This window comes from Paraburkholderia caribensis (assembly GCF_002902945.1).
GTDB lineage: Bacteria > Pseudomonadota > Gammaproteobacteria > Burkholderiales > Burkholderiaceae > Paraburkholderia > Paraburkholderia caribensis.
In genome coordinates this window covers 970,869-982,708 of sequence record NZ_CP026103.1, presented here as the reverse complement: position 1 = coordinate 982,708, position 11,840 = coordinate 970,869, and the positions used below count along the sequence as shown (strand labels likewise).

The following is an 11,840-nucleotide window of genomic DNA, read 5'->3' as shown; positions in this document are numbered from 1 at the left end:
CCTGGAAATCAGGCCCGTTTCGAATTCCCCGTAGATCCGTTCGGCTTCTTTTGTTCGCAGCACGGAGACCCCGAAAAGCGCGCCATGACAAGCAAGGCACGCCGCGCACGTATCAGTTCACCGTCAGGCGCTTCTGGTCGGCCGGCGCCCTTTTCGGCAGGTTCAACGACAGCACGCCGTCCTTGTACTCGGCCGTCGCTCTGGCGTCATCCACCTCGCCTGCGAGCGAAAACGAGCGGCTGAATGCGCCGGAATAGCGCTCCCGCCGGATCACGCGCTCGCCTTCTTTTTCTTCCTTGTTGCGTTCGACCTTCGCGTTGATCGAGACGATGCGCCCGTCGATATGTACGTCAATATCCTTTTTGTCGAGGCCCGGAAGCTCAGCCTTCACCGTGTAGGCGCCATCGTTTTCCGTCACGTCGATCTTCATTGACGCAAGCTCGGCCTCCTGAGGCGTCGCTATCGACCGCATGGGCCGGAAAAAACCCTGAAACAGATCCGAAACGACCGGGTCCAGCGAGAACGGGTCAAAACGCGTCAGATTGCTCATTGCACTTCTCCTTCAGGTAAGCAGGCCAGGACATGGCCCCAGTTGTCCGACCTTCGAAAGCCGGTTCACATCTTCATCGAAGCTCTCCCCTTGCTGTTCGGGACGAGCAGTATCGTGAGTCGTGCCTTCAGCCTAGCCCGAACCCGCGCCGCGCCGTTGATTCATGTCAAGCGCACTCACCGGCCGCGAGGGCGAAACGCGCGCGAGTGTCCGCGTTCATCCAGAGCACGATTCCTTGCGTGCTCCCGCATCGACATCTGCACCGGTGCGTGTCACGCCGACCTGCTCGACCGTCTTCGATGTGCCGTCGATCGCGCGTTGCAGCATCTCGTGATCGAGCACCTCGCGCTCGAGCAGCAGCCGGGCGATGCGTTCGAGCGTCGCGCGCTGGTTTGAGAGCGTGGCTTTGACGCGTGCATGAGCCTCTTCGAGCATCCGGCGAATTTCCTCGTCGACAAGACGGGCCGTGGCATCGCTGCAAGACGACCCGCGCCATCCACCTGGTCCCGGCACGTCCAGAGCAGTCGTCGATTCGCTCATCGTCGCCAGCCCGATGCGTTCACTCATCCCGTAACGGCTCACCATATGCCGCACCATCGCCGTCGCGCGATCGAGATCGTTCTCCGCGCCGGTCGATACATCGCCGAAGACCAGTTCCTCTGCGACGCGGCCGCCGAGCAGCGCATCGAGCCGGTCGAGCAGTTCGCTTTGGCGCAGCACGTAGCGGTCTTCCGTCGGCACTTGCTGCGTGTAACCGAGCGCGGCGACGCCGCGCGGAATGATCGACACTTTCTTGACGGGATCGCAGTGCTTGCGGCTATGTGCGACGAGAGCGTGCCCCGCCTCGTGATACGCGATCGTGATCTTTTCCTGCGCGTTCATGACGCGGCTCTTGCGTTCCATGCCCGTCATCGCGCGGTCGATTGCTTCATCGAAGTCGGACATGTCGACGGCCTGCTTGTCGGCTTCAGCGGCGTGCAGCGCAGCTTCGTTGACGACATTCGCGAGGTCCGCACCGACGAAGCCAGGCATACGGGAGGCCAGTTCGTTCAGATCGACGTCGTCCGCCAACTGCACGTGGCGCGTATGCACCGCGAGAATCTGACGGCGGCCGTTGAGGTCGGGTCGGTCGATAGCGATATGCCTGTCGAACCGGCCGGGACGCAGCAATGCGGGGTCGAGCGTCTCAGGGCGGTTCGTCGCCGCCATGATGATTACACCCGAATTGGAATTGAAACCGTCCATCTCAATGAGCAACTGGTTGAGCGTCTGCTCGCGCTCGTCATTGCCTGAAGTCAGGCCGGCTCCGCGCACTTTGCCGAGCGCATCCAGTTCGTCGATGAAAATAATGCAAGGCGCCTCGCCTTGCGCCTGCTCGAAAAGATCCCGCACGCGGGCGGCACCCACGCCAACGAACATTTCGACAAATCCCGCGCCGCTCACCGAATAGAAGGGCACGCCCGCTTCACCCGCAACGGCCTTGGCGAGCAGCGTTTTACCCGTGCCCGGCGCGCCGACGATTAGCACACCCTTCGGAATCTTGCCGCCAAGACGGCGATACCGGTCGGCGTCGCGCAGAAACGCGACGATCTGTCTAAGTTCCGCCTTGGCTTCATCGATTCCCGCGATGTCGTCGAAGGTGATGCCTGTTTCGTTCTGCACGAGAATATGGCCGTTGCCGCGGCCCATCTTTGTGTACTGTTGCAAACCGCCCATGCGCGGCATTAGCAGATTCCACACGAAGAACATGGCCAGCAATGGCACGGCCCAGGAAAACAGCATGCCAGGCCACGCACTGTCCACGCCACCCGTGTAGCGGATGCCCGCTGCGGTAAGGGTGTCAGCCAGGCCGTCATCGGCGACACGTACCGTCGTGAAGCGCCACGGCTCGCCATTCCTGTTGAGCGCTGCCGTGTCGGACGCCGGCAGCAGTGACGCGGCACCCGGCATTTTGAGCGCCCCCGTGATGCGGGTGGGCGTTATCTCGACGTTGGTGACCTGTCCCGCAGCAACCAGTTGCTGAAAATCGCTGTACGCAATTTCCGTCGTCATGCCTTGCGCCGTCAGGAACTGTAGTACGACGACCATAACGAAGAACATTGTGATCGCGATACTCACCAGGCCGAACCACCTGGGCGATTTGCGCGGAGCGCGCGATGGACGCTGTGTGGGCATCATGGTTTCTCGGGGCATCGAGGAGCGGCGTGTCCGGTCTCATGATGTTCTGCCGCCATCGCCTCGGGCCGATTGACACAGATCAACAGCCTTCCCGCCTGCGGGGACTTAAATAGGCAAACAGTCCATTACGGTAGCCGCACCGAATGCGCTATCGGACAACGCCCGCGGAGGTCTCTCGTGTTGCACAAATCACTCGTATTTCATCAGGATGCGCGGCAGTTGCTGCTTAACGGCGTAAACGCGCTTGCTGAGGCCGTCAAGGTCACGCTTGGCCCCGGCGGCCGCAATGTGATCGTCGAGCGCGTGCCGGGCGCGCCGCTCGTCGCAAACTCAGGGGTGGTGGTCGCGGGCTCGGTCGATCTGCCTGACCCGTACGAAGAAATGGGCGCTCAGTTGCTTCGCGAGGTCGCAACGCGCACGAGTGAAGTCGCGGGCGACGGCACGACAACCGCCACAACGCTTGCACAGGCGATCGTCGTGGAAGGCAACAAATGCGTGACGGCAGGGCACGATCCGATGGCCCTGAAGCGTGCCATCGAGGATGCGGGCAAACAGGTCGTCGCCGAACTTCACAGGCTCGCACGCCCGTGTTCGACGGTCGACGAAATGCGGCAGATCGCGACGATTTCCGCGAGCGGCGATGCAAGCATCGGCACGCTGGTGGCCGACGCGGTCACGCGCGTCGGGAAAGAAGGCGCAATCAGTATCGAGGACGGCTCCAAACTCGACGACGAACTCGAGACGGTCGACGGATCTCTGCTAGACCGAGGTCTCGTCTCGCCGCTCTATCTCGGGGAAGACCAGCGCAATGTGGTGCTCGACGAACCGAGGGTGCTGTTGTGCGATATGAATATCTCGTCGATCCCACAACTGCTGCCCATCCTCGAAGCAGTCATGGGAACAGGCAAGCCGCTTTTCGTGATTGCCAACGAGATAGAAGGCGAAGCACTGGCCACACTCGTCGTCAACCATCTGCGCGGCACGTTCAAGTCCTGCGCGATCCGCTCGCCAGGCTTCGGTGAGAGCCGCACCGAGCAACTAGCAGATCTCGCTGCCCTGACGGGGGCGACCGTCGTCTCGGCGCAGACGGGACGCACGCTCGAAAACGCCACCCTCGAAGATCTCGGTGCTGCACGGCGCGTCGAAATTACGCGCGACACGACGACCATCGTGGCAGGCAATGGAGATCATGCGCGCGTCGCGGATCGCATAGCCGGACTGAGGAAGCGCATTGACGCGAGCACCGACGGATACGAGCGTGAGAACCTCAACCGACGGCTCACCAAGCTTTCGGGCGGAGTCGCCGTGATCCGGGTAGGCGCCGCAACCGAAACCGCACTGCGCGAACGGAAGAACCGCTTCGAAGACGCGCTTCATTCGACACGCGCCGCCGTCGAGGAAGGCTTCGTGCCAGGCGGAGGCGTCGCGCTGCTGCGCGCGCGCCGTGTCCTCGAACATTACGGCGAGACGCAGGCGCAGAAAATCGGTGCACGGATCGTATACGACGCGCTTGCATCGCCGCTGCGACAGATCGCGCAAAATGCCGGTGCCGATGCGCAGGCTGTCGTCCATGCCGTCGCCGAAGCGGGCGATGCATTCGGCTACGATGCCGCTCACGGCGACTATGCCGACATGATCCAACGAGGCATAGTCGATCCCGTCAAGGTGGCGCGCACCGCCTTGCAGAACGCCATCTCGGTGGCGTCGCTCCTGCTGACGACCGATTGCATGATCGTGCATCCGCCGAAGGATCGCGCCGATGGTGCAGGTCGCGGCGACTGGGGCCGGGAATTTGCATGAGCTCCCTCAATCGAGCATGGCCAGGTCCTGAATGCTACGGGGCGATCATGTCTCGCACTACCGATGCGTGCCAGCCGGTGCGGCAACGTTTTCTGCGCTATTGATGGCCCACGGAGTTGACAATGTGGTATGCCTTCATCGATGCACAACGGCGCCTCGCCCGAACGATTGCAGGGGGAACGCTGCGCAACGACATCTGCGGCGTCTCGACACACATGCCCGCGACGGACACGGCAGACATGGCAAACGCGTTCAGCCACTGGCTACTCAGATCGACATGTGCCTACGGGCAAGCGCCGCCGTTCGAAATCCACGCGGTGACGAGCAACGGGAACGGGATCGATGTTGAAGAGAGCGTCGTCCGTTCCCTGCCGGCGGGCACACTACGCAAATTCACTCGTGTCCGCGTGGCGCCCCAGGCGGTAGTCGGCTGGCCCGTCATGCTTTGCGCGCCGCTGGCGGGCCACCACGCCGTCATGCTGCGCGAAACGGTCGAAACATTGCTCGAGGAGCGCGACGTGTTCGTTTCCGACTGGGCTGACGCGCGTGATGTGCCACCCGATGCCGGTCCTCTGTCGCTCGACGACTATGTGCTTGCGCTCGAATGCTTCCTCAGTACGGCCCACGCACACGGACCGCCGATACACGTCGTCGCCGTGTGCCAGGCGGCCGTACCCGCACTCGCCGCCGCAGCGTTGCTTGCCAGCGAGCGTACGGCGCCCTTCGCCAGCATCTCGCTGATTGGCGGGCCCATTGATACCCGCCTCAATCCGACCATAATCGACCGGTTCGCCACATCGCACACGCTGACATGGTTTCGCAACCATGTGATCGACGTTGTTCCGCCGCCGTATCGCGGTGCGGGAAGGCGCGTCTATCCCGGCTTCATCCAGCAGGCCGCTATCTTCGCAGCGCATCCGGAACGGCACGTCCGTCTCGAATTGGCTTACTGGTCGCACTGGCTGGCAGGCGACACGCGCGCCGCCGTCCAGTCGCTGCGAGCACTGAACGAGTACGCCGCCGTACTGGACATGGCGGAACGCTACTTCCTCGACATCCTTCGCATCGTCTTCCAGGAGCATTTGCTACCGCGCAATGCGTGGTGGGTCCAAGCTCGGCGCGTCGAACTGAACGCGCTCTCCCGCACACCGTTGTGCACCGTCGAAGGCGAACTCGACGACATCACCGGCGCCGGCCAGACGCACTGCGCTCACATATTGTGCGGTGCCTCGGCACCGCACGACCGTCACATAACCGTTCCGGCATGCAATCACTATGACCTTTTCACGGGCTCACGCTGGCGCGACGCCGTTCATCCAGCTCTGAGCGGATTCTGGCGCGAAATCGAGGAAATCGGCGTTGAGCATACCGATCAGACAACCCAAAGACACACCAACCCGTAGCGGGAGGCAGGCGTGACCAAACCACTCAGACACAGAACGACGAAACGGCGCGCTCATTCAACAAATTCGGGCCCGCTCCATGGCGCGAACCGCATCCGGGCTGCGAGACGTCAGGTGCAGGGTGTGGACGCCGCCATGCAGCGAGGGTGCACCTATGCGCATCCGGCTGGCCGGATCATCAGAATAGAAACGCATATCTCAATCGTGTACCTCGCGGGCCGGTTCGCATATAAGATCATCAAGCCCGTCGCGCCGGGATTCGCGGATTTCACCGCGCCAGAGGCAAGGCGAGGTTGCTGCGAAGCCCAGGTGCGGCTGAACAGACCGCTTGCGCAGGGACTTTACCTCGGCGTGCTTCCGATCAAGCGCCGTGGACGTACGCTCACGCTCGAATCGGGGGGCCGCACAGTCGAACACGCAGTCAAGATGCGTCGCTTCGACGAATCCGGGCTCTTTTCCAGTCTCGCGCGAAGCGGAGCGCTGTCGGCGCACGATGTCGATCGTGCTGCCCATCGACTTGCGGCCTGGCATCGGCATGCGCCGCGAGACGCACCGCTCGCCCGATATGGCAGCGCCGCGCTACTCAAGGCGCAGGTCGACGCTGTCAATGCGTCCCTGCAGGCAGGCTGTAACGAGCCGGCTCTGCGTGAAATCGCCGCCTGGTGCAAACAACAACTTGCGCAACGCGCGGGCGCAATAAACAGGCGCCGTGCCGACGGCTTCGTGCGCGCCTGTCATGGCGATCTGCACCTCGACAACGTGATGCGCTGGCGCGGCGAGGTATCCATGTTCGACTGCATCGACTTCGACGATGCGCTGCGCTGGATCGATATCGCCAATGACATTGCTTTCCTCGTCATGGATCTGCGGGCGCGCGCAGGAACGCGTCTGTCGAATCGGCTGCTGAACCGATGGCTTGAGGCAACGGGCGACTATGCGGCACTCGATCTTATGCCGCTCTATGTCGCATATCGCGCTCTGGTTCGAGCGCTCGTGGCGTATCTTTACAGCAAGAACGGCTTGCATCCGAAAGCCGCCGCAGCAGCGCGCGATGCCGCCCGCTACATGGATATCGCCGCAGCCGAGTCAAAAAATCCGCCGCCCGTCCTGCTGCTTTGCCATGGCTTTTCGGGTTCCGGTAAATCCGTCGCCAGTCAGGCACTGGCGGAGTCGAGCGGCGCAGTGTGTCTGTCGAGCGATGTCGAACGCAAGCGTCTGGAGTCCACGCCCGCGGCAACTACCCGCCTGGACGCGACGCACTACACGCAAGTAGCACGACACGCCGTCTACAACCACCTGATCGGCCTCGCAACCTCTGTTCTACAGGCAGGCTACAGCGTGATCGTCGACGCGACTTTCCTCGAGCGTCGCCACCGCAGCGCCTTTTTCTCGCTCGGGGAGCGCCTGGGCGTACCGACGCGCGTACTGGATTTTCACGCCGCCCCCGACATCCTGGCAGAGCGCATCGTCACACGTCAGCGCAATCGTCGCGATGCCTCCGACGCCGATACGTCCACGTTGTCGCTGCAACTCGCCACCGCCGAGCCGCTGACCTCGGCCGAAACGGCGCAGACCTTTGCCTTCGATACCAACGTTCCCGTGCAGACCTTCGACGACCCAGCCTTCTGGAAACCGGTACTCGATCTGATGTCTTCGCCTGTCACCGAATCTGCGTCCTTTACCTGCCGCATCAGATGCAAAAGCGAAAATAACCGCTATGCAGCAGAACAGGATTCCCGCCGACCTCGTTCAGCATCCGCCGGGCGGCAACCTCGATCTCATGACGATGCGCAGTGAACGCGCCTATCAGGTCTTCTTCTCGTAACGACCTCGCGCCGAAATGGTCTTCGAGCGCTTCTGCCGTAATCGCGCATTGCACGGATTGGCGATCGACGAGCGCGGGAAACGTTAACACCAGGTCGCGCGCGCAATAATCAGGGCGACAGGAAGGAAACGATATCTGCATGGCTACGACTCCATTTGGACCGCAAGGTGCAACGCCAGATTAGCCCAGCGCCTGCCGGTGGATTTGATGCACGTCAACGCCCGCGAGACCGTGATCACCGCGCACGGTTGACCTGCATCAACACGATCCGTCCGGCGCGTGCAACGATTGGGTTGCCGCCTTCAAAGTATCGAAGGCTCATGTGTTCCGTATGCGGTTGGGGTGCAAAGATGACATTGCGGGTCGATCTGGATGGAGTGGGCAACATCTATCGCCTGTGCTTCGTCCGCGGGCCGTGGGCGTATTTCACTCGCATCGGTCTCGACAGACAATGGGGCGAAGGTTGGGATAAGGCGTCGTATCAGCTTCATGCGCATCTGCCCTACGGCGACAGCACCGATCAGATTCTGAAGGTCGCTTTCGACGGCCCGCTTTTCCCGCCCGAGGCCGGACTCAACGGTCATTCGCTAAGCGTGTTAGAACTCAATGCGGGCGCGTCGCCCTGGCTGCGCACTGAAAGCTATTTTCACGGCACGCAGATTCACATCATGGCAGGCGTCACACTGCTGAGGTTCACCGAACTGATCGAACTGGCGGGTGGAACCGTCTTCGCACCCATCGGCTGGGGCGAGTTGCCCGAAGCCCCGGTTCCCGTTTGCGAGAAGGCGACGTAAATCGCAGCGCGATGCGACGAACGTTCGACACGGCCTTTGCCGACGGCGATCAGGAGTCGGCAACCAGACCGCCGCCCAGCGCCGCATAGAGCGCAACGGTGTCCTGCAGGCGCTGCGCGATGGCCTGCAGCCACGCAATCCGCGCCTGATGATACTGACCATCGGCAACGAGTATCTGCAGATAGCCGACGGTCCCCGCCCGATACGCGTCCTTGATGAGCCGCAGCGCCTCGCCTGCGGCCTGAACCGCACGGGTCTGCGCGTCGACCGTCTGCGAATCGTGTTCGAGCGCCCGCAGCGCATCGGCGACCTGGGCAAACGCCGCGAGCACCACCTCGCGATACGCGGCGCTCGATTCGTTATAGGCTGCCACGGCGGCCGCACGCTGGAACCACAATGCACCGCCATGAAACACGGGGGCCGTCACGCCCGCGGCGACGCTCCAGACTTGTCCGGCCGGTGTCCCGAGAGAATGAAGCACCGCACTTTCGACACCACCCGAAGCGGACAACGTGATCTGAGGAAACATCGCCGCCGTGGCAACGCCGATATCCGCACTCGCCACATGCAGCACGGCTTCCGCCTGCAAGATATCGGGGCGCCGCCGGACTAGCGAAGACGGCAGTGTCTGCGGCAACACGGATGGCAATTGGATCTCACCCAACGACAGCTCAGGTGCGCTCCATTGCTCGGGGTACATCCCCGCGAGCAGCGCGAGCAGATGCTCGGTTTCATTGCGCTTCTGCTCAAGTCCGGGCAGCGATGCCTCGAGCGTCGCCAGTTCGTTCTGAAGCGACAGTACGGCCGACCACGCGCTCGTGCCCGCCGCAACCTGGGCTTCCGTAATGTGAACCTGTTCGCGCACGAGTTCGAGTATTTCATGCGTCGCGGCAATTTCGTCGTTATAGGCAGCTCGCGCGATCATCGCATTGACGACATTGGCGGCCAGCGTCAGGTAGGTCGCGACAAGCGCATAGCGTTGCGCATCCGTTTGTGCCGCGAGCGCTTCGACCTGCCTGCGCTCGCCGCCCCAGATGTCGAGCGTGTAGCTGACGGTCGCTGACAGCGTAAACAGATTGAAGATCGACGCCGGCGCGTCGATGCCTGTGCGCAAAGGAGAAAACCGCTGACGGGACGCGTCGCCCTGTGCATCGACTTGAGGAAAAAAGACGCCGGCACCCGCGCGCAACAGGTATTCGCTTCGCCGCAACGTCGCCTCTCCGTGTTCGAGCGCGACGTTGCCCGTCAGGGCCTCGTCGACGGCCATGTCGATCGCGTGGCAGCCGAACGAGGTCCACCAGTCGTCACGCAGCGGGACGGCGGGCGACAAGGTCTGCTGCTGTCTTCCGGATGCGATGTACGATGCGTCTGATGCGTCATAGCGTTCGACACTCGGCGTGGCGGGCCGCGAAAAATTCGGGCCCACCGTGCAAGCCGCGACGAGCGCGACGCCCGCTGCCAACGCCACGGCTCGCGTAATACGCGCGGCCGTACCGCGCGTGCAGCGCTCAACTGGCGGCAATGTACACATCGACGATCTGCCCTGGAAACAGGCGTGTCGGCTGTTGCGTGACGACCCGGAAAAGCACGGGTAAAACGCGCACGTCGACACGTTCGGTACGCTGGTCCGTCAGCTGGATTTTCGGCGTCACATAGGGCTGCACACGCATGAATTGCAGATCCGCCTGCACCGACGTACCGCGTATGAACATGCGCGCCTTCAACGCATGCAGGTCCGGCAACCGGCTGATCAGAATCTCGTCGACATAGCAGCGCACGGCCAGCCGGTTCGACGGCGTGCCGAGAACGAGCACGGGTGCGCTACCCTGCGCATATGTGTCGTACACGCCCTGAGACGACAGATACGCGCCGGGCGCCGCGTTCACCGACAGCACTACGCCGTCGGCGGGCGCACGCAGCGTATATCGATCCAGTTGCGCCGATGCAGCCTCCGCGGCCTTGCGCAGCGCATCGACCTGACGCGCCTGGTTGCGCACGTCGTATGTCCACGCGCCTGCGCGAGTTAAGCGGTACTGCCGCGTCACTACGTCGAGGTTGGCGCGCGCAACGGCGACTCCATTCGCGGCATTGTCGAGCGTGTCGCGACTGACGGCCTTCGGGTCGATCTCGTACGCATGCCTCTGCTTGTCGAACTGATCCTGCGCCATCTTGAGGCTGGCCGCCGCTGCGCCGACCTGTGCGCTCGCCACCTCCAGCGTTTCGGGACGCGGCTGCGCGCGCAGTTCGTCGAGCAGAGATTGCGCAGCTTCCGCCTGTGCTTCGAGTTGCGCAACTGTCGCCCGCTGGACGGCGTCGTCGATGACCAGCAACACGTCGCCACGGCGAACGGAGTCGCCGTCGTGCACCAGCAGCCTGGTCACAGCGCCGGACACATCGGGGTAGATATTGATGTTCGCGCCGGCGGGCTGATCGCTTTCTACGATGCCAGTCGCGTACACGCCGTGTGCATACGGATTCGACGCGGGATCGAAGACAGGCGGCTGGGGCGGCTGCTGGGTCCCATAGACCCACGCCGCCACAATGCTCGCGACGAATCCCGCGAACGCGAGCAGAAACAGAAGCCGCTGTTTCATTTTCCGCCTCCCGCGTCGATGGTCTTGAGCTTGCCGTCCTCCATATGCATGACGCGGTCCGCGTAGTCGAAAATCCGGCTGTCGTGCGTCACGATGACGATACAGCGATGGTGGTTGAGGACCTTGTGCTTCACGAAATCGATGATCGAACGTCCGGTGTCGCCGTCGAGCGATGCCGTCGGTTCATCGAGGATCAGGATGTCCGGCTGGCTGACGATCGCGCGCGCAATCGCGACCCGCTGCTGCTCTCCGCCCGACAGTTTCATCGGCGGCAACGCGGCACGGTTGCGCAACCCGACCACGTCGAGCCACGTCATGGCCTCGCTGATCGAATCGTCCCAGTCGCGGCGTCTGAGGATCAGCGGAATAGCGACGTTCTCCACGGTGGTGAGACGTGGAAACAGGTGATAGTCCTGAAACACGAACCCGATTCGCTTGAGACGGAAGTCCGCGATGTCGTTGTCGCCCTGTTGCCAGAGATCGACGCCGTCTATCGACACCGCGCCCGAGTCCGGGCGCAGTATCCCGGAGATCACGCTCAGCAAAGTCGTCTTGCCACTGCCAGACGGACCGACTATCAGTAGCATTTCGCCGAAGCGAGCCTGCATCGCCACGTCCGACAGCGCCTGCGTGCGCGCGTCGCCTTCGCCGAACCATTTGTTCAGCCCGCGCGCGTCGATTGCAACGGCGGCCACG

General features: G+C 62.7%; 10 protein-coding genes. 4 read left to right on the top strand and 6 right to left on the bottom strand.

The features are described 5' to 3' along the window. Positions 1-112: 112 nt before the first annotated feature. Positions 113-550, bottom strand: coding sequence for an Hsp20/alpha crystallin family protein (locus C2L66_RS33910; protein WP_060608048.1), 438 nt, complete (start codon positions 548-550; stop codon positions 113-115). A 216-nt stretch (positions 551-766) separates the two neighbouring features. Further along, positions 767-2,650, bottom strand: a complete 1,884-nt coding sequence (gene ftsH / locus C2L66_RS33905; protein WP_233445102.1) for an ATP-dependent zinc metalloprotease FtsH — start codon at positions 2,648-2,650, stop codon at positions 767-769. A 255-nt stretch (positions 2,651-2,905) separates the two neighbouring features. Here ftsH and groL point away from each other — a divergent pair, with 255 nt between their 5' ends. The 3 genes from groL (at position 2,906) to C2L66_RS33890 (ending at position 7,728) form a co-directional block, all read left to right on the top strand. Next, a complete protein-coding gene (gene groL / locus C2L66_RS33900) occupies positions 2,906-4,528 on the top strand; it encodes a chaperonin GroEL (protein WP_054932159.1) in 1,623 nt (540 codons plus the stop codon). A 122-nt stretch (positions 4,529-4,650) separates the two neighbouring features. After that, positions 4,651-5,931 (top strand): polyhydroxyalkanoate depolymerase, encoded by a 1,281-nt coding sequence (gene phaZ, locus C2L66_RS33895; protein WP_060608042.1) that lies wholly within the window; start codon positions 4,651-4,653, stop codon positions 5,929-5,931. A 12-nt stretch (positions 5,932-5,943) separates the two neighbouring features. After that, the gene (locus C2L66_RS33890) at positions 5,944-7,728 is read left to right on the top strand and encodes a bifunctional aminoglycoside phosphotransferase/ATP-binding protein (protein WP_060608039.1); all 1,785 of its coding nucleotides are present in this window, start codon (positions 5,944-5,946) and stop codon (positions 7,726-7,728) included. Here the strand turns inward: C2L66_RS33890 and C2L66_RS33885 are convergent. Beyond that, entirely contained in the window at positions 7,622-7,897 is a 276-nt protein-coding gene (locus C2L66_RS33885) for a DUF1488 family protein (RefSeq protein WP_082433906.1), read from the bottom strand. The two genes, C2L66_RS33890 and C2L66_RS33885, sit on opposite strands and share 107 nt — an antisense overlap. Before the next feature lie 209 nt (positions 7,898-8,106). Between C2L66_RS33885 and C2L66_RS33880 the strand changes: the two genes are divergently transcribed. Further along, positions 8,107-8,550 carry a hypothetical protein gene (locus tag C2L66_RS33880; protein WP_054932170.1) on the top strand — a complete coding sequence of 148 codons (444 nt, stop codon included), beginning with the start codon at positions 8,107-8,109 and terminating at the stop codon, positions 8,548-8,550. 49 nt (positions 8,551-8,599) lie between these two features. Here the strand turns inward: C2L66_RS33880 and C2L66_RS33875 are convergent, their stop codons facing one another. From C2L66_RS33875 to C2L66_RS33865, 3 genes are read right to left on the bottom strand one after another with little or no spacing between them, the layout of a single operon-like run. Beyond that, the gene (locus C2L66_RS33875; RefSeq protein WP_060608037.1) at positions 8,600-10,081 is read right to left on the bottom strand and encodes an efflux transporter outer membrane subunit; all 1,482 of its coding nucleotides are present in this window, start codon (positions 10,079-10,081) and stop codon (positions 8,600-8,602) included. Further along, on the bottom strand, positions 10,059-11,144 hold the full coding sequence (locus C2L66_RS33870; RefSeq protein WP_060608034.1) for an HlyD family secretion protein: 1,086 nt from the start codon (positions 11,142-11,144) through the stop codon (positions 10,059-10,061). Before C2L66_RS33870 ends, C2L66_RS33875 begins: the two co-directional genes overlap by 23 nt. Further along, the gene (locus tag C2L66_RS33865) at positions 11,141-11,839 is read right to left on the bottom strand and encodes an ABC transporter ATP-binding protein (protein ID WP_054932155.1); all 699 of its coding nucleotides are present in this window, start codon (positions 11,837-11,839) and stop codon (positions 11,141-11,143) included. Before C2L66_RS33865 ends, C2L66_RS33870 begins: the two co-directional genes overlap by 4 nt. Position 11,840 lies beyond the last annotated feature (1 nt).

Bases quoted from the DNA above. Each gene is read 5' to 3' on its own strand.
- C2L66_RS33880 (WP_054932170.1), top strand. From the start codon at position 8,107: ATGACATTGCGGGTCGATCTGGATGGAGTGGGCAACATCTATCGCCTG.
- C2L66_RS33885 (WP_082433906.1), bottom strand. From the start codon at position 7,897: ATGCAGATATCGTTTCCTTCCTGTCGCCCTGATTATTGCGCGCGCGAC.
- C2L66_RS33870 (WP_060608034.1), bottom strand. From the start codon at position 11,144: ATGAAACAGCGGCTTCTGTTTCTGCTCGCGTTCGCGGGATTCGTCGCG.
- C2L66_RS33910 (WP_060608048.1), bottom strand. From the start codon at position 550: ATGAGCAATCTGACGCGTTTTGACCCGTTCTCGCTGGACCCGGTCGTT.
- C2L66_RS33875 (WP_060608037.1), bottom strand. From the start codon at position 10,081: ATGTGTACATTGCCGCCAGTTGAGCGCTGCACGCGCGGTACGGCCGCG.
- phaZ (WP_060608042.1), top strand. From the start codon at position 4,651: ATGTGGTATGCCTTCATCGATGCACAACGGCGCCTCGCCCGAACGATT.
- ftsH (WP_233445102.1), bottom strand. From the start codon at position 2,650: ATGTTCTTCGTTATGGTCGTCGTACTACAGTTCCTGACGGCGCAAGGC.